This window comes from Streptomyces sp. NPDC001828, assembly GCF_042892175.1.
Taxonomy (GTDB): Bacteria; Actinomycetota; Actinomycetes; order Streptomycetales; family Streptomycetaceae; genus Streptomyces.
Genome location: NZ_JBIATV010000005.1, coordinates 66,275 through 83,094, shown reverse-complemented (window position 1 = coordinate 83,094; position 16,820 = coordinate 66,275). Strand labels below are relative to the sequence as shown.

General features: G+C 72.2%; 15 protein-coding genes. 12 read left to right on the top strand and 3 right to left on the bottom strand.

Features of this window, described 5'->3' with window-relative positions; genetic code table 11:
• Positions 1-24 precede the first annotated feature (24 nt).
• Both ACFYZA_RS16700 and ACFYZA_RS16695 read right to left on the bottom strand, forming a co-directional pair.
• Entirely contained in the window at positions 25-228 is a 204-nt protein-coding gene (locus tag ACFYZA_RS16700) for a hypothetical protein (RefSeq protein ID WP_382581876.1), read from the bottom strand.
• A gap of 207 nt (positions 229-435) precedes the next feature.
• Positions 436-3,444 (bottom strand): BTAD domain-containing putative transcriptional regulator, encoded by a 3,009-nt coding sequence (locus ACFYZA_RS16695; RefSeq protein ID WP_382581873.1) that lies wholly within the window; start codon positions 3,442-3,444, stop codon positions 436-438.
• Between the two features lie 217 nt (positions 3,445-3,661).
• Between ACFYZA_RS16695 and ACFYZA_RS16690 the strand changes: the two genes are divergently transcribed.
• From ACFYZA_RS16690 to ACFYZA_RS16635, 12 genes are all read left to right on the top strand, one after another.
• Positions 3,662-4,882 carry an amidohydrolase family protein gene (locus tag ACFYZA_RS16690; protein ID WP_388491107.1) on the top strand — a complete coding sequence of 407 codons (1,221 nt, stop codon included), beginning with the start codon at positions 3,662-3,664 and terminating at the stop codon, positions 4,880-4,882.
• Positions 4,883-5,386: 504 nt separating this feature from the next.
• Entirely contained in the window at positions 5,387-5,818 is a 432-nt protein-coding gene (locus ACFYZA_RS16685; protein ID WP_388491106.1) for a hypothetical protein, read from the top strand.
• A 156-nt stretch (positions 5,819-5,974) separates the two neighbouring features.
• A complete protein-coding gene (locus tag ACFYZA_RS16680) occupies positions 5,975-6,253 on the top strand; it encodes a hypothetical protein (RefSeq protein ID WP_388491104.1) in 279 nt (92 codons plus the stop codon).
• 246 nt (positions 6,254-6,499) lie between these two features.
• Positions 6,500-7,414 carry an ABC transporter ATP-binding protein gene (locus ACFYZA_RS16675; protein WP_388491102.1) on the top strand — a complete coding sequence of 305 codons (915 nt, stop codon included), beginning with the start codon at positions 6,500-6,502 and terminating at the stop codon, positions 7,412-7,414.
• Positions 7,411-8,076 (top strand): hypothetical protein, encoded by a 666-nt coding sequence (locus ACFYZA_RS16670; protein WP_388491101.1) that lies wholly within the window; start codon positions 7,411-7,413, stop codon positions 8,074-8,076. Before ACFYZA_RS16675 ends, ACFYZA_RS16670 begins: the two co-directional genes overlap by 4 nt.
• 32 nt (positions 8,077-8,108) lie before the next feature.
• Positions 8,109-8,279, top strand: coding sequence for a hypothetical protein (locus ACFYZA_RS16665; RefSeq protein ID WP_388491099.1), 171 nt, complete (start codon positions 8,109-8,111; stop codon positions 8,277-8,279).
• A gap of 106 nt (positions 8,280-8,385) precedes the next feature.
• Complete coding sequence (locus ACFYZA_RS16660) at positions 8,386-9,645, top strand: S8 family peptidase (protein ID WP_388491097.1); 1,260 nt, start codon at positions 8,386-8,388, stop codon at positions 9,643-9,645.
• Between the two features lie 142 nt (positions 9,646-9,787).
• On the top strand, positions 9,788-10,696 hold the full coding sequence (locus ACFYZA_RS16655; RefSeq protein WP_388491535.1) for an LLM class F420-dependent oxidoreductase: 909 nt from the start codon (positions 9,788-9,790) through the stop codon (positions 10,694-10,696).
• 49 nt (positions 10,697-10,745) lie between these two features.
• On the top strand, positions 10,746-11,531 hold the full coding sequence (locus tag ACFYZA_RS16650; protein WP_388491094.1) for an SDR family NAD(P)-dependent oxidoreductase: 786 nt from the start codon (positions 10,746-10,748) through the stop codon (positions 11,529-11,531).
• A 139-nt stretch (positions 11,532-11,670) separates the two neighbouring features.
• Positions 11,671-12,792 carry an LLM class flavin-dependent oxidoreductase gene (locus ACFYZA_RS16645; RefSeq protein WP_100574011.1) on the top strand — a complete coding sequence of 374 codons (1,122 nt, stop codon included), beginning with the start codon at positions 11,671-11,673 and terminating at the stop codon, positions 12,790-12,792.
• A gap of 472 nt (positions 12,793-13,264) precedes the next feature.
• The gene (locus ACFYZA_RS16640) at positions 13,265-15,004 is read left to right on the top strand and encodes an amidohydrolase family protein (RefSeq protein ID WP_382581847.1); all 1,740 of its coding nucleotides are present in this window, start codon (positions 13,265-13,267) and stop codon (positions 15,002-15,004) included.
• Entirely contained in the window at positions 15,001-16,461 is a 1,461-nt protein-coding gene (locus ACFYZA_RS16635) for an aldehyde dehydrogenase family protein (RefSeq protein ID WP_388491093.1), read from the top strand. Before ACFYZA_RS16640 ends, ACFYZA_RS16635 begins: the two co-directional genes overlap by 4 nt.
• 14 nt (positions 16,462-16,475) lie before the next feature.
• Here the strand turns inward: ACFYZA_RS16635 and ACFYZA_RS16630 are convergent, their stop codons facing one another.
• Complete coding sequence (locus ACFYZA_RS16630) at positions 16,476-16,799, bottom strand: putative quinol monooxygenase (RefSeq protein ID WP_382581841.1); 324 nt, start codon at positions 16,797-16,799, stop codon at positions 16,476-16,478.
• Positions 16,800-16,820 lie beyond the last annotated feature (21 nt).

Genomic DNA, 16,820 nt, shown 5'->3' with positions numbered 1-16,820 from the left:
GCGGCTTTCCCCCGTGGGACGGAACTACTGGGCCTGCGGCCTGAAGGGCTCCGAGGTGGCGTGCTGGTCCAGGGTGGCGATCGCCGGTTCGTCCGTGGCGTGCTGGTCGAACGTGGTGACCGGCGTACCGGTGGCGTGCTGGTCGAGCGTGGCGATGGCGGGCTCGTCCGTGGCGTGCTGGTCCTGCGGCGTGACGATCGGCGGCTCGTTCTTCTTCACGTCGCCCATGATTCTCATCTCCCGTTGATGACGCTGCCTGATGGAGAGGCGAAACCGTCCGGCCACTCCCCCGAGGGTGGCCGGACGGACTTGCCAGGGCCGACAGGTTAGAGGCCGGCCTTCCAGTCGGCTTGCGCGCCCCCCGACGCGGCGGGCCGACAGGTAAGACAATGACGGGCGCCGATAAACGTTCAATGAACGCGCTGACCAGGGGCGTTATGCGGCCGCCACGGGGCTGAGCAGAGCGCGGACCTGGGCCGCCTCCGGCGATCCGAGCTCCTCGTAGATGACCAGTGCGTCACGCCAGCAGACCTGCGCCCGGCCCGCGTGCCCTATGCCGGCCAGGGCCTGGCCGAGCACGGTCAGCACGTTGCCGCGCCGCCACTCCCCGCCGATGCCGCGCAGCACCGTGAGCGCCATCTCGGCGTTGGCCGCCGCCTGCGCGGGCCGCCTGCCCGCGAGGTCGACCTCCGCGAGCCGGAACAGCGTCATGCCTTCCCACAGCCGCTGGCGGCTGTCCCGGAAGACGGCCAGCGCCTCGTTGAGCCGGTCCGCCGCGGCGCGCAGCTGGCCGCCCTTGGTGAGCGCGAGGCCCAGCGCGTAACGGCCGTTGGCGCCGCGCAGTTCGTGGCCCATCGCGTCGTAGATGTCGATGCCCTCCTGGGCCAGGGTGACCGCGCTCGCGGTGCGGCCCATCGCCAGGTGGATGCGGGACAGGTTGCACAGCGCGCTGGCCTCGCCGGGCCGGTTGGCGTCGGCGCGGAACGCCTCGATGGCGCGCAGCAGATGACCTTCACCGTCGGTGGGCCGGTTCTGGTAGAGCGCGATGATGCCGCGCGCGTTGGAGGCCCAGCACAGCGGCAGCGGATCCTGGGTGGGGCCGGCGAGCCGCATGGCCTCCTGGGCCTCGCGGTCGGCGTGCTCGAACCGGCCGGCCAGCTGGTGCACATTGGCGAGCGTCATCACCGCCCGCCCCTCGGCCTGGGTGTCGCCCCGGGTGCGGGCGGCCTCCCGGACGGCCTCGGCGGTCGCCTCGTACTGCCGGGAGTTGGCGCCGGACTCGCCGAGGTCGAGCGCCGCGTACAGGAGGTCGACGGCGCGCCGCAGCGTGGCGGGGGCCGACAGCTGGCGCACGCAGGCGAGCAGCGGGTCTGCCTCGGTGTACAGCCAGTCCTGCGCGTGGTGGCGGTCGCCGAAGGAGAGCCCCTGGTACGTGGTGGGCTCCAGGTGGTCCACGAGCCGGTCGCCCGGGCGTTCCAGGGCGTACACCCCGGACGCCGTCGCGAGGTAGAAGTCGAGCAGGCGCGAGAGGGCCGACTCGCGCTCCGCCGGGGGCAGGTCGTCGCGCTCGGCGCAGGAGCGCGCGTAGAGGCGTACGAGGTCGTGATAGCGGTAGCGGCCCGGTGCGGCCGACTCCACCAGGGACGTGTCGACCAGGGACTCCAGGATGTCCTCGGTCTCCTGCTGGGGGAGGTCGAGGACGGCGGCCGCGGCGGCCAGCGAGATGTCGGGCCCGTCGGGCAGGCCGAGCAGCCGGAAGGCGCGGGACTGCGCGGGCTCCAGATGTCCGTAGCCCAGCTCGAAGGTCGCCTTGACCGCGAGGTCGCCGGCCTGGAGCTCGTCCAGGCGGCGGCGCTCGTCCGCGAGCTTGGCGGCGAGCACGGAGACCGTCCAGGTGCGGCGCGAGGCGAGCCGGGACGCGGCGATGCGGATGGCGAGCGGCAGGAAGCCGCAGGCGGCGACCACGTCCAGGGCGGCCTCGCGCTCGGCGGACACCCGCTCCACGCCGACGATCCTGGTGAACAGCTGGAGCGCCTCGTCGGGGGACATCACGTCCAGGTCGACGAGGTGCGCGCCGACCAGGTCGACCATGCGGATGCGGCTGGTGACGAGCGCCGCGCAGCCGGCCGTGCCCGGAAGGAGCGGCCGGATCTGGGCCGCGTCCCGCGCGTTGTCGAGCAGCACCAGGACCCGGCGGCCGTCCAGGGTGGAGCGGAACAGGGCGGCGCGCTCCTCCATCGAGTCGGGGATCGCCGAGTCGGGGGTGCCGAGCGCGCGCAGGAACGCGCCGAGCACGGTGTCGGGCTCGGCGAAGTGCTGGCCGGCGCCCTGGAGGTCGACGTAGAGCTGGCCGTCGGGGAAGTAGGGGCGGGCGGCGTGTGCGACGTGCACGGCGAGGGTGGTCTTGCCGACGCCGCCGATCCCGGCGAGCGCGGAGACCGCCATCACCGTCGTCTCGGCGCCCGCGAGCCGCGAGGTGAGCTCGCGCACGAAGGCGGCCCGGCCGGTGAAGTCCGGTACGGACGCGGGCAGTTGGGCCGGTCGCACCGGTGCCTGGGTGGCGGTGGGCGCGTCGGCGGGCGGGCGTGCCAGGTCCTGGTCGGCGCGCAGGATGCGCTGCTGGAGGCGGGCCAGCTCGGGCCGCGGGTCGACGCCGAGCTCGTCGGCGAGCAGCCGCCGGGTGTCGGCGTACACCGCGAGCGCCTCGGCCTGGCGGCCGCTGCGGTACAGGGCCAGCATCAGGAGTTCGCGCAGCCGCTCGCGCAGCGGGTGGGCGGCGGTCAGGGCGGTCAGCTCGGAGACGGCCTCGGCGTGGCAGCCCGCCTCCAGGTCCAGGTCCAGGCGGGCCTCGGTCAGCTGGAGGCGCCACTCGGCGAGCCGGGTGCGCTGGTTCTCGGCGTACGGGCCCGGCACCCCGGCCAGCGGTTCGCCGTCCCAGTGCGCGAGCGCGGCGTTCAGCAGATCGCGGGCGCGGCCCTTCTCGCCGCCGGCCCGCGCCTTCTCGGCGGCGGTCGCCAGCTCCTGGGCCCCGGTGAGGTCGAGGGCGGCGGCCCCGGGCCGGATCGCGTAGCCGCCGGACTCGCTGACCAGGACCCCGGGGTCGAGGACCTTGCGCAGCCGCGAGGCGTACGTGCGGATCGCGGCCAGCGCCTGCGAGGGCGGCTCCTCGCCCCAGATGGCGTCGATGAGTTCGGCGGCGGTGGCGGTGCGGCCGTCGCGCAGCAGCAGGGCGGCGAGCAGGGCGCGCTGCTGCGGGGAGCCGGACGGCAGCGCCTGATCGCCCCGCCAGGCCCGTACCGGTCCGAGTACGCCGAAGCGGAGCCCGGCGCCGGAGGCCTCCGGGCCGTGCTCGGCCTCCGGCCGGCCGAGCGGTACCGTCGCGCGCTGCGGCGGCGGTACCGGAGCACGTTGCTCCGGTACGCGCGGCCCGCCGTCACGGTCCATAACTGCCCCCTGTACCCCCGTACTCCTGGATGCTCCCCGTCAGTCTGCCCTGTCCGGAGGGGTCGCGTCAGCAACGGGTGACGCTCTGCACAAGGCTTCGACACATGGTCTGCACACTCATCGCAAGCCCCGCCGGGCCGTCGCGGCACTCCGGGCGGCGCAGGAGGGGCGGCGCAACTAGCTGACGGATCGTCAGATCAGGTCTACCGTAAACGACATGGAGACCTTCCCGAAGATCATCTCGGTGGACGACCACACGGTGGAGCCCCCCAACGTCTGGCGGGACCGCCTCCCGTCGAAGTACCGCGACACCGGACCGCGCGTCGTCCGCGCCCCCCTGAAGGAAATGACCTTCCTGGGCGGCAAGTTCGCGCCGGTCATGGGCGCCAAGGGCGACGACGGGCCGATCGGCGACTGGTGGGTGTACGAGGACCTGCACCGCCCGCTGACCCGCCTGGACACGGCGGTTGGCTACGACAGGGACGAGATCAGGCTGGAGGTCATCACCTACGAGCAGATGCGCCCCGGCTCCTTCGACGTGCCGGCCCGGCTCGCCGACATGGACGTGAACCACGTCCAGTCCGCGCTCTGCTTCCCGACCTTCCCCCGGTTCTGCGGGCAGACCTTCACGGAGGCCACCGACCGCGAACTCGGGCTGCTCGCGGTGCGGGCGTACAACGACTGGATGGTGGAGGAGTGGTGCGGACCCGAGGCGCACGGCCGTCTCATCCCGCTCACCCTGATCCCGCTGTGGGACGCGGAGCTGGCCGCCGCCGAGGTCCGCCGCAACGCCGCGCGCGGGGTGCGCGCGGTGGCCTTCTCGGAGATACCCCCGCACCTCGGCCTGCCCTCCATCCACACCGACGACTGGGACCCCTTCCTCGCCGCCTGCGACGAGACCGGCACGGTCATCGCCATGCACATCGGCTCCTCCAGCCGCATGCCGTCCACCTCGGCGGACGCCCCGCCGGCGGTCGGCTCCACCATCACCTTCGCCAACTGCTGCTTCTCGATGGTCGACTGGCTGATGAGCGGCAAGTTCGAGCGCTTCCCCCGGCTGAAGATCATGTACGCCGAGGGCCAGATCGGCTGGATCCCGTACATCCTGGAGCGCGCGGACGTGGTCTGGGAGGAGAACCGGGGCTGGGGCGGGGTGGCCGACAAGGTCCACCGGCCGCCGTCCGAGCTCTTCGCGGAGCACGTGTACGGGTGCTTCTTCGACGACGCGTTCGGCCTGAGGAACCTGGACGCGGTGGGCGTGGGCAACGTCCTGTACGAGACCGACTATCCGCACTCCGACTCGACCTGGCCCAAGTCGAAGGAGGTCGGCGAGGCCCAGATGGGCCACCTGTCGGCGGACGTGGTGGACCGGATCGTGCGGGGCAACGCGATCGACTTGCTGGGGCTCACGTCCGAGGGGCTCTGGGCCGGAGCGTAAGAGCGGCGGCTCCCGGGACGCGGCCTGGCGGCGGGCCGGGGCGCGTGGGCCTCCGCCGACGCGCCCACCGGGCCGCGCAGGGCCACCGAGTCGCCGCCGGCCACGGCGCCGGCCGCCGCCACGAGGTGCGCACCGGCTCGGGCGGCCGCACGCGGCTGCTGCCGCGAGTTGACGTTCCATCAGATTGCGGCGGCGTCGGGCGGACTGGGCCACGATGCCTGAGCTTGACCGTCACATTACCGGCACTAAACCAGCCGTGGGCCTCCGATGGGGCGGCCAATTGCTGGCTGGAATCGATGGCCAAGTGATCGTTTCCCATGTTACGTTCAGTCGTGCCTGGCACCGAAAGGCTGGGCGCCGGCCGCCGTACACCTCCTTGACCACGGGGAAACGGCGGCCAGTAATCGGGGGAAAGAAGTCCGGGGGGACCTTTCGGTTTCCACGCCTGTTCAGGTTGCCCATCTGGGCTTCCTCCCCCTTGCGACGACGCAAGGGAAGAATCGAATGAACCGCAACTCTCTGCGCATGGCCGCCGTTTCCGCCATCGCCGCCGTCACCCTCGGCGGGGCCGCCGGCCTGGCCCAGGCCTCCGAGGCCTCGGCCGCGCCTCAGACGGTCGCCGTCACGCAGCAGGCGCAGCAGGCTCAGGCGCGGCAGGCCGCGAGCGCCCTGCTGGCGAGCCCGCTGGCGGCCCAGCTCTCGCCGGCCGAGCAGGCCGAGATGAAGCAGATCGCCAATGGCGACTTCACGGCTGCCAGCAAGTGGAGCGTCATCAAGGCGGCGTTCAGCAAGGTCGGCGGCTTCGCGAAGGCCATCGCCGGCAAGTACAGCGACTTCAAGAAGTGGTACGACGGCCTGTCCTGGTGGGTGAAGGCCCCGCTCGCGGCCGTCAGCCCGGGCCTGACGATCCTCGACATCTACAACGCCCTGCACTGATGACCGTCGGGGGACCGGCGCGTTGACGATCCCCCGGTGAGCCGCCTCCGGGGTTCGCGCCACAACTCCCCGGAGCGGAAGGCCGCGTGGCGGTGGCCGGGTCCGTCCGGACGGACCCGGCCACCGCCCGACGCAAGCAGAGACGGAGAGTCCTGGATGAACGACGTCAAGACCCCCCGCACCGCCGCCCGAGCCATGTGGGCCCTGCCCCTGGTGGCGCTGGCGCCGCTGGCGACCATCGGAATCCTGACGGAGGAGCCATCCCCTGGGTGGACCGTCGTTTCCTGGGTGCTCTGGGCGCTGTCCGCCGTGTTGGTGGCGGCCGAGTGGGCGGTGGTGATCCGCCGCGGAACGCGTGAGCCCGCGCAATGGGCCATGTGCGTTCTCGTCCACGCCGTACTGGCCTGGCAGTTGATTGCGCTTTTGCAGCAGTAGTCAAATAGGGCGTTGAATTCGCATGGCCCTCGATCGGTGCCGTGCAATTCGAAAGAGGTAATCGGGGGAAGAAGCTCGCGGGAGGCCTTTCGGTTTCCACGCCTGTTCAGGCTGCCCGTGAAGACTTCCTCCCCCTTGCGATAACACAAGAGAACCCTACCCGAATCCAGGCGTCGACGTGCGGCGGCCGTCGGGACCTCTCGGCTCATTGGCCGGCCCTGTCCGGCCAGGTGAAGGAAAGACGCAGTGAAGAAGGGCGACCCGCTGGTGGAGGCGCATGGCCTCGGCCGGTCCTTTGGCGCGAAACGGATCCTGGACGGTGTCTCGCTCGTCCTGCGGGCCGGCGAGGTGACCGGTTTCGTCGGTGCCAACGGCGCGGGGAAGACCACGGCGATCAACGTGATGCTGGGCCTGGTGAAGGGGGAGGGGCGCACCCTTTTCCTCGGCCGCCCGCTGCATGCCCACGGCGCACCCGGAACCGTGGTCGGGGCGGTGCTCGGAGGCGTGGCGGGGCATCCTCGGCACCGCCTGCGGGCGCATCTGCGCATGGTGGCCGCCGGTTCCGCGGTGCCGGACCGGCGCGTCGACGAACTCCTGGAGACCGTCGGCCTGACCGGCGCCGCCCGGCTGCGGCTCGGCCAGCTGTCGCTGGGCATGGCGCAGCGCGCGGGCATCGCGCAGGCGCTCCTGGGCGATCCGCCCGTACTGGTCCTCGACGAGCCCGCGAACGGGCTCGACCCCCACGCGCTGCGATGGCTGCGCGAATTCCTGCGCGCCCAGGCCGAGTTGGGCCGTGCGGTGCTGGTCTCCAGCCATCTCCTGGGCGAAATGGAGCAGTTGGCCGACCGGGTCGTGGTGCTGAGCCGCGGCCGTGTGGTGGCGCAGGCGCCGATGGCGGACGTGGTGGAACGCGCGGCCGCCCGGCGCGCGGTGACCGTGGAGGCACCCGATCCGGCCCTGCTCGCCCAGGTGTTGGCCGAGCAGGGCGGGCAGGTCACGCCCACCGGGGAACGCGGCGCGATCGTCACGGGCCTGGACCGGGTCCGCATCGCAACGCTCGCGCTGGAGGCGGGGGTGCCCCTGTACTGGCTGCACGAGGAACGGCCTTCCCTGGAGGACTTCTACCTGGGCATCGCCGAAGAGGAGTTCACGATCTCATGACCGCTCCCGTGCTGACGGCCCCGGCGACCGTGGGGCCCGGCGAGGCGTTCCTCCGCGCCTGCCGCTACGAATGGCGCCATCTGAGCGCGTTGCGCTCGACCTGGATCCTGCTCGGCGTGGCGGCGGTTCTGAGCCTGGTCCTGGGCATCACGGTCCTGCTCGACCTCGGCGACCGGGAGGCGGTCGGCTCCGTGGCGGTGGCGGACGCGATCGCGTGGTCCCCACTGGCCACGCAGGTCCCGACCCTGTGCTTCCTCTCGCTGGTGCTGGCCACCGGGCCGGTCACGACCGACCTCGTGTCGGGGGCCGCCCGGACGACCTGGCTGGCCGTGAACGGCCGCGGCACCGCCTACGCGGCCAAGTGCGCGGTCGGCTGTCTCACCGGCGCCGGCCTGGCGGCCGTGAGCGCGCTGCTCGGCGCGCTCTCCTGCGCGCTGAGCCTGGCGGCGGCCGGCGCCGCCCAGCCCGCCTGGGGTGACGTGGCGGCGCCGGCCATCCGGTTCGTCGGCTGGATGGCGTGCTGGTCGGTGCTCTGCACGGCGTCGGCCGTGGTCCTGCGCGGCCGGACCCTCGCGGTCCTGTTCCTGGTCCTGTGGCCGCTGCTCGTCGAGCGCCTCGTGGGCATGCTCCTTGGGCGGCTGCCGGGCGCCTCGACGGGCTGAGCGACTGGCTGCCGTTCGCGGCGGGCCGGGCCATGCTGACCGACGTCTCGGCGTACCCGGCCGACGACCGCCCCTTCGCACAGGCGCTGGTCGGGTCTCATCTGGCCACGCCGGTCGCGTCGGGAGTGTTCTGCCTGTACGCGGCGGCCGTCGCGGCCGTCGGGCTGTGGGCGTACCGCCGCCGGGACGTCAAAGACTCCTGACGAACTGTCAGAACGCTTGCTGCGCGCGCCCCTTCGCCCGCCGGACTGCTCTCGCACGTCTGCGGCGCGGCCCTTTCCCATCCCCTCATCAAGGAGGTATCCCGTCATGCCATGGGCACGAAGCACCGCCGTCTGCCTGACCACGCTCGGCGTGCTCGCCGTGGGCCTGCCGACGGTCACCCAGGGCGCGGCCTCCGCCGCTCCGGCCGGGCAGAGCCGCATCGCGAAGGCCGCCGACGCCGTTCCCGGCAGCTACATCGTCACCCTCAAGGACTCGGCGGTCCGGGCCGACTCCGCCGAGGGGCAGGCGGTGGCCCGCAAGTACGGCGCGACCGTCCGGCGCACCTACCACCAGGCCGTCAACGGCTACTCGGTCCAGGCCTCCGGGCCGCAGGCCGAACGGCTCGCCGGGGACCCGGCGGTGGCATCGGTCTCCGTCAACCGCACCTTCCACGTCGCGGGCACCCAGTCGGGTCCGCCCTCGTGGGGTCTCGACCGCATCGACCAGCGCAAGCTCCCGCTGGACCGAAGCTATGCCTATCCGGGCAGCGCGGGATCCGGCGTGACCGCGTACGTCATCGACACGGGCGTCCGCATCACCCACAAGGAGTTCGGCGGGCGCGCCGTCTACGGCTACGACGCCATCGACCACGACAACACCGCCCAGGACGGAAACGGCCACGGCACCCATGTCGCCGCCATCGTCGCGGGCAGCCGGTACGGCGTCGCCAAGAAGGCGAAGATCGTGGCGGTGCGGGTGCTCGACGACTCCGCCTCCGGCACCACCGAGCAGATCGTCGCGGGCATCGACTGGGTGACCCGGCACGCGGTCAAGCCCGCCGTCGCCAACATGTCGCTCAGCGGCGGCGCGGACGCGGTGGTCGACCAGGCCGTCAGGAAGTCCGTCGCCTCCGGAGTGACGTACACCGTCGCGGCGGGCAACGACGGCGAGGACGCCTCCCTGCACTCCCCGGCCCGGATCCGTGAGGCCATCACGGTGGGCTCCGTCAACGAGCGCGACGCCCGGGACAGCCTCTCCAACTACGGTCCGTCCGTGGACCTGTTCGCCCCGGGCGAGTTCATCACCTCGGCCGGGAACGCCAGCGACACCGCCAGCCTCTCCGATTCCGGTACGTCCATGGCGGCCCCGCACGCGGCCGGAGCCGCGGCCCTCTACCTGGCGGGCCATCCCAAGGCGCGGCCCGGTCAGGTCGCCTCGGCCCTGACCGCCTCGGCCACCACCGGCGTCGTCACCAGGGCCGGGGCCGGCTCGCCCGACCGGCTCCTCAACACCGGGTTCCGGGCCGAGGCGCCCCGGTGCTCCGTGACGCGGGCCCCGGCGGCGCCGCCCGCACCGCTCTGCTGAAGTCACCGCGTCCCGCACACCCCTTGCCTGACGATGCGTCAGCTATGACGATGGGCTCACCAACTCATGTGACGGTTCGTCAGATAAGGGTGGAGGCGGGCGCGCGGTGCCGATACTGCCGAACGGGCGACTGGTGTACGGGATGCAGCTCCCGGTCCAGTCGCAGAGCACCATCTACGCGGAGGGCTGGGAGGCCGACGCCGGCCCCGAGGACCTGGCCGAGATAGCCAGGGCCGCCGACCGGTCCGGCTTCGCCTACCTCGCGAGCTGCGACCACGTGGGCGTACCGCGACGGCTCGCGGGGCCGATGAGCACCATCTGGTACGACCCGGTCGCCACCCTCTCCTTCCTCGCGGGCATCACGGACCGGGTCCTGCTGATGAGCCATGTCGCGGTCGTCGGTCTGCGCCACCCCCTCGTCACCGCCAAGCAGTACGCGACCCTGGACCACCTCAGCGGGGGGCGGCTGATCCTGGGGGTCGGGGCCGGGCACGTACGGGAGGAATTCGAGGCCGTCGGGGCCGACTTCGAGGGGCGCGGGCCGGTACTCGACGAGACCATCGACGCGCTGCGGGCCGCGCTCGGCCCGGAGGAGTACCCCTCCTTCCGGGGCGAGCGCTTCGCCTTCGAGGGCCTCGGCCAGCGGCCCCGGCCCGCCCAGCGCCATGTGCCGGTCTGGGTGGGCGGATCGTCGCCCGCCGCCGTCCGCCGGGCCGCCCTGCGCGGCGACGGCTGGCTGCCGCAGGGCGACCCGAGAAGTCAACTGCCCGCGCAGATAACGAAGTTGAAGACACTGCGCGAACAGGCCGGGATCGCCGAACCGATCACCGTCGGCGCGATCACCGAGGCGCTGTACGTCGGCGAACCCGACTGGGACACCGGGCGCCGCACCCTCACGGGCAAGCCGGAGGCCCTGGCCGAGTCGCTGCGCGCCTACCGGGCGATGGGCGTCGACCAGATCCAGGTGCGCTTCCGCTCCCGCTCCCGGTCCGAACTCATCGATCAGATGGGCGCCTTCGGGGCCGAGGTCGCCCCGCACCTCAATGACTGAGCGTCCCGGTCACGCACGTCCAGTACACCTCGACGAACAGGAGGACCGCATGGGCAAGCTCGACGGACGGGTCGTCTTCATCACCGGTGCCGCGCGCGGGCAGGGCGAGCAGGAGGCGCGGCTCTTCGCGGCCGAGGGGGCCAGGGTCGTCATCGCCGACGTGCTCGACGCACAGGGCGAGGCGCTGGCCAAGGAGCTGGGGGAGCGGAACGCGCTCTTCGTCCACCTCGACGTGAGCGAGGAGGAGGAGTGGACGGCCGCCGTGGCCGCCGCGAAGGACGCCTTCGGGAAGATCGACGGCCTCGTCAACAACGCCGGGATCCTGCGCTTCAACGCGCTCGTCGACACCCCGCTCGACGAGTTCATGCAGGTGGTGCGGGTCAACCAGGTCGGCTGCTTCCTCGGCATCAAGACCGTGGCCCCCGAGATCGGCGAGGCGGGCGGCGGCACCATCGTCAACACCGCCTCGTACACGGCGATGACCGGCATGAGCGCGGTCGGCACGTACGCCGCCACCAAGCACGCCATCCTGGGCCTCACCCGGGTCGCCGCGATGGAGCTCGCGCATCTGAAGATCCGGGTCAACGCGGTGTGCCCGGGAGCCATCGACACCGCGATGTCCAACCCCGCCCAGCTGGACCCGACGGCGGACGCCGCGGAGACCTCGGCGGCCCTGGACGGGCTCTACCGCAAGCTGGTGCCGCTGGGGCGGGTGGGCAGGCCCGAGGAGGTGGCGGCGCTCGCCCTGTTCCTGTCCGCCGGGGACTCCTCCTACATCACGGGCCAGCCGTTCGTGATCGACGGGGGCTGGCTGGCGGGCGTCTCGCTGTTCTGAGACGGCGCGGAGGCCCTCCCCGGCCCCGTGTCTGACTGTGCGTCAGGTATTGACGGCCCTCGCGGCCGGTGGAACAGTCGAGCTCGTCACAATCTGACGATGCGTCAGAAACTCGTGATTCCCATGAAGGAGAAGTCCCTTGGAATTCGGACTCTTTGTGCAGGGATACGTGCCGGCAGCACGGTCCGCGGTCGACCCCATGGCGGAGCACAAGGCGCTGATGGAGGAGACGAAGTACGTCATCCAGGCCGACAAGTCCGGCTTCAAGTACGCCTGGGCCTCCGAGCACCACTTCCTGGAGGAGTACTCGCACCTCTCGGCCAACGAGGTCTTCCTCGGCTACCTCGCGCACGCCACCGAACGCATCCACCTCGGCTCGGGCATCTTCAACCCGCTGGCCCAGGTCAACCACCCGGTCAAGGTCGCCGAGAAGGTGGCCATGCTGGACCACCTCTCCGAAGGGCGCTTCGAGTTCGGCAGCGGCCGGGGCGCGGGCTCGCACGAGATCCTCGGGTTCATACCGGGTGTCACCGATATGAACTACACCAAGGAGATCTGGGAAGAGACCATCGCCGAGTTCCCCAAGATGTGGCTCCAGGAGGAGTACCCGGGGTTCCAGGGCAAGCACTGGTCGCTCCCGCCGCGCAAGATCTTCCCCAAGCCGTACGGGAAGTCGCACCCGGCCATGTGGTACGCGGCCGGATCGCCGCCCTCGTACGCCATGGCGGCGCGCAAGGGGCTCGGCGTGCTCGGCTTCTCCGTGCAGAAGGTCTCCGACATGGAGTGGGTCCTTGAGCAGTACAAGACGGCGATCCAGGAGGCCGAGCCGATCGGGGACTTCGTCAACGACAACGTGATGGTGACCTCCACGGCGATCTGTGCGCCGACGCACGACGAGGCGGTGCGGATCGCGGTCGAGGGCGGGCTCAACCGGCTCCAGTCCCTGGTGTTCCGCTACCACGACACGTTCCCCCGGCCGGAGGGGATTCCGGAGTGGCCGGAGCTGCTGCCGGAGTACAACGCGGAGATCATCGAGCTGCTCATCGCGGAGGAGCTGATGATCTGCGGCGATCCCGACGAGGTCACCGCGCAGTGCAAGCGGTGGGAGCAGGCGGGGGCGGACCAGTTGTCGTTCGGGCTGCCGATCGGGGTGCCGTTCGAGGACACGATGCAGACGATTCGGCTGATCGGGGAGCATGTGATTCCGCGGATCGACACGGACCCGGTCCACCGCACGTCCCGCTTCCGCGCGTCGGCGTAACGGCCCCGCCCCCAACCCCCTGGGGCTCCGCCCCGGACCCCGGGCCCCTGGGGCTCCGCCCCAGACCCCGTTCGCGCCTTAAGGGCGCTCGTCCTCAAACGCCGGACGGGCTGAGGATGCCCATGCCACCGGCGCTGCTAGGGGCGCGGGGAACTGCGCGAGCAACCACGCACGGTGGACGGACGAAGACGGGGTTGGGGGCGCGGGGAACTGCGCGACCAGCCGCCCACGGCCCGAGGCCGAAACGGGTTTAGGGGCGCGGGGAACTGCGCGAACGGCCCCCACGGTCCGCGGCCGAACCAGGGGGCCCGGGGCGTAGCCCCGGGGGGTGGGCCCGTGTAGACGCGGGGCGGTGTCTTCCCGGACCGCCGCCTCGTTACCGCCCCCCGCCGGAGGCCATTCGCGGCCGACCCCCGGCCGGGGGCGGACCCCGTACGCACCCCGGGGCAGGACCCACCGAGAAAGGGAACCCATGCTCGACCACCTGATCAAGGGCGCCACCCTCGTGGACGGAACCGGCGCCCCGGCCCGCCGCGCCGACGTCGGGATCCGGGGCGGCCGGATCGCCGTCATCGCGGCCCCCGGCGCCGTCACCGAGGAGGCCACGAGCAGCGAGGACGCGACCGGCCTCGTACTCGCCCCCGGGTTCGTCGACCCGCACACCCACTACGACGCCCAGCTCTTCTGGGACCCGTACGCCACGCCGTCCATGAACCACGGCGTCACCACCGTCGCCGGCGGCAACTGCGGATTCACCCTCGCCCCGCTCAACCCCGAGCGCCCCGAGGACGCCGACTACACCCGCCGCATGATGTCCAAGGTGGAGGGCATGTCGCTCAAAGCCCTTGAGGACGGGGTGAGTTGGGGCTGGTCCACCTTCGACGAGTACCTGCGCTCGCTCGACGGGCGCATCGCCGTCAACGCCGGGTTCATGGTCGGCCACTGCGCCCTGCGCCGGCACGTCATGGGCCCGGACGCCGTCGGCGGGCAGCCCAGCCCCGCGCAGCTGGACGCCATGCTCGCGCTGCTCCACGACGCCATGGACGCCGGGGCCTGGGGCCTGTCCACCACCCAGTCCTCCACCCACTCCGACGGTGACGGGAAGCCCGTCGCCTCGCGGCACGCCACGCCCGCCGAACTGCTCGCCTTGAGCCGGGCGGTCGGTGAGCACGAGGGGACCCAGCTGGAAGCCATCGTCGCCGGGTGCCTCGACCAGTTCGCGGACGAGGAGATCGACCTGCTCGTCGAGATGAGCGCCGCCGCCGGACGCCCGCTCAACTGGAACGTCCTCACCATCGACGCCGCCGTACCCGAACGCGTACCGCGCCAGCTGATCCCAAGTGAGCGCGCGCGCAAGGCCGGTGGCCGCATCGTCGCCCTGACCATGCCGATCCTCACGCCCATGAACATGTCGCTCGGCACCTTCTGCGCCCTCAACCTCATCCCCGGCTGGGGCGAGATCCTCGCCCTGCCCGTCCCCGAGCGCATCGACAAGCTGCGCGACGCGGACGTGCGGGCGGAGATGCTGCGCCGCGCCGACAGCAAGGAGGCCGGCATCTTCCGCCGCCTCGCCAACTTCGGGCGGTACGTCATCGGCGACACCTACAGCCCCGAGAACGAGGGGCTGTCCGGGCGCGTGGTCCAGGACATCGCCGCCGAGCGCGGGGTCGACGCCTTCCACTGTCTCGTCGAGATCTGCGCCAACGACCGCTTGCGCACCGTCCTTTGGCCCATGCCCACCGACAACGACCCCGCCACCTGGGCGCTGCGGCGCGAGACCTGGGAGCACGAGGACGTGCTGCTCGGCGGGTCCGACGCGGGGGCGCACCTCGACCGGATGTGCGGCGCCCCGTACACCACGCGGTTCCTCGGGGACTGCCTGCGCGGCCGCAAGCTCGTCCCTCTGGAGCGGGCCGTGCAGATGCTCACCGACGACCCCGCCCGGCTGTTCGGGCTCAGGGAGCGCGGCCGGGTCGAGGAGGGCTTCCACGCCGATCTCGTCCTCTTCGACCCCGAGCGCATCGAGGCCGGGCCCGCCACCCTCGTGCACGACCTGCCCGGGGACAGCCCCCGGCTCGACTCCAAGGCGATCGGCGTCGTCTCCGTCCGGGTCAACGGCGTCGAGACGCTCCGCGACGACCGGGTGACGGGGGCCGTGCCCGGCACGGTGCTGCGTTCGGGCCGTGACACCAGGACGGTGAGCACCAAGTGAGCGTCTCTGAAGGCAAGTTGTTCATCGGCGGGGAGTGGGTCGCGCCGGACGGGGGGCACTACCCCGTGCTGGATCCCGCCGCCGAGGAGGTCGTCGGGCTCGCGCCCGAGGCGAGCCGGGAGCAGGTCCACCAGGCGGCCGCCGCCGCGCGGGAGGCCTTCGGGCCGTGGTCGCGTACGCGCCCCGAGGAGCGGGCCGCGATCCTGGACCGCGCCGCCGACCTCATGCAGCGCGACTTCGTCGCCAACGCCGAGCTGGCCCGCGCCGAGACCGGGGCCACCACCGGCACCGCTCGCGGCATGCAGGTCGCGGTGGGCGTCTCGCGGTTCCGGCGCTACGCGAAGGGCGCGCTCGAACCGGTGGAGCAGGCGCTCGTGCCGCAGGTCAACGAGGCGGGGCCGATGGGCAGGGCCGGGGTGTTCGGGGCGCTCGCGGTGCGCCAGCCGGTGGGGGTGGTCACCTGCGTCACCTCGTACAACAACCCCTGGGCCAACCCGGCGGGCAAGGTCGCGCCCGCGCTCGCCATGGGCAACACGGTCGTGGTGAAGCCGGCCCCGCAGGACCCGCTGTCGGTGTTCCGGATGGCTGAGGCGCTGGCGGAGGCGGGGGTGCCGCGCGGGGTGGTGAACGTGGTCACCGGGTCCGCGCCCGCCGTGGGGGAGGCCGCCGTCGACTCCCCGGACGTCGACATGGTGTCCTTCACCGGCTCCACCGCCGTGGGGCAGCGCATCGCCGAGGTGTGCGGGCGCCACATGAAGCGGCAGCTGATGGAGCTGGGCGGCAAGGGCGCGGCCCTCGTCTTCGACGACGCCGACCTCGACTCGGCGGTCCAGGGCATCGGCACCACCTTCTCCTTCTACAGCGGCCAGATCTGCACCGCCCCGACCCGGGTCCTGGTGCAGCGGGGCGTGCACGACCGGCTGGTCGAGAAGCTCAAGGGGTACGCGGGACATCTGAAGGTCGGCGATCCGGCCGCACGGGACACCGTGGTCGGGCCGGTGATCTCGGCCGCGCACCGGGACCGGGTGGAGTCCTATGTGGAGTTGGGTCGCAAGGAGGGCGCCACGGTCGTGGCGGGCGGCGAACGCCCACCACTGGACCGAGGTTTCTATGTGGCCCCCACCCTCCTCGCGGACTGCACCAACGACATGCGGGTGGCTCGCGAGGAGATCTTCGGCCCGGTCGTCGTGGTGATCCCCTTCGACGACGAGGAGGAGGGCGTCGCGCTGGCCAACGACAGCGAGTACGGCCTGCTCGACTACGTGTGGTCCGGGGACGTGGCCCGCGCCTTCCGCGTCGCGCGGCGGCTGCGCGCGGGCGGGGTCGGCGTGAACACGATCGGCCGCAACATGGAGGCGCCGTTCGGCGGCTTCAAGAAGAGCGGGGTGGGCCGCGACGTGGGCTCGTACGCGCTGCACGCGTACAGCGAGCTCCAGTCGATCGTCTGGCCCGGCTAGCCGCTTCCCGGGCGCTACTTGGGCTGGAGCTCGGCCATCTTGTTCCAGCCCTGTCCCGGCACCTGCACGTTGATGATGTCCGGGGTGGCGGCGATGGCACCGGCCATCGACTCCATCCCGGCGCGGAAGTGGTCGGAGTCGACGTGCGCCGCCCCCGCGGCGTCGTCGGCGAAGGCTTCGAGCAGGGTGTACTGGTTGGGGTCGTCCACGCTCCGCGACCAGTCGTAGAACAGGTTGCCCGGCTCGGCGCGGGTGGCGCGGGTGAAGTCGTCGACGATGGTGAGCCAGTTGTCGGCGTGCTCGGGGCGGACGGTGAACCTGACGGCGATGAAGATCATGCCTCTACCGTGCCGGGCGGG

Excerpts from the sequence above, each read along its gene's own strand:
- ACFYZA_RS16655 (WP_388491535.1), top strand. The coding sequence starts at position 9,788 with ATGCAGCTCCCGGTCCAGTCGCAGAGCACCATCTACGCGGAGGGCTGG.
- ACFYZA_RS16690 (WP_388491107.1), top strand. The coding sequence starts at position 3,662 with ATGGAGACCTTCCCGAAGATCATCTCGGTGGACGACCACACGGTGGAG.
- ACFYZA_RS16665 (WP_388491099.1), top strand. The coding sequence starts at position 8,109 with ATGCTGACCGACGTCTCGGCGTACCCGGCCGACGACCGCCCCTTCGCA.
- ACFYZA_RS16660 (WP_388491097.1), top strand. The coding sequence starts at position 8,386 with ATGCCATGGGCACGAAGCACCGCCGTCTGCCTGACCACGCTCGGCGTG.
- ACFYZA_RS16680 (WP_388491104.1), top strand. The coding sequence starts at position 5,975 with ATGAACGACGTCAAGACCCCCCGCACCGCCGCCCGAGCCATGTGGGCC.
- ACFYZA_RS16640 (WP_382581847.1), top strand. The coding sequence starts at position 13,265 with ATGCTCGACCACCTGATCAAGGGCGCCACCCTCGTGGACGGAACCGGC.
- ACFYZA_RS16670 (WP_388491101.1), top strand. The coding sequence starts at position 7,411 with ATGACCGCTCCCGTGCTGACGGCCCCGGCGACCGTGGGGCCCGGCGAG.
- ACFYZA_RS16685 (WP_388491106.1), top strand. The coding sequence starts at position 5,387 with ATGAACCGCAACTCTCTGCGCATGGCCGCCGTTTCCGCCATCGCCGCC.
- ACFYZA_RS16695 (WP_382581873.1), bottom strand. The coding sequence starts at position 3,444 with ATGGACCGTGACGGCGGGCCGCGCGTACCGGAGCAACGTGCTCCGGTA.
- ACFYZA_RS16700 (WP_382581876.1), bottom strand. The coding sequence starts at position 228 with ATGGGCGACGTGAAGAAGAACGAGCCGCCGATCGTCACGCCGCAGGAC.
- ACFYZA_RS16650 (WP_388491094.1), top strand. The coding sequence starts at position 10,746 with ATGGGCAAGCTCGACGGACGGGTCGTCTTCATCACCGGTGCCGCGCGC.
- ACFYZA_RS16630 (WP_382581841.1), bottom strand. The coding sequence starts at position 16,799 with ATGATCTTCATCGCCGTCAGGTTCACCGTCCGCCCCGAGCACGCCGAC.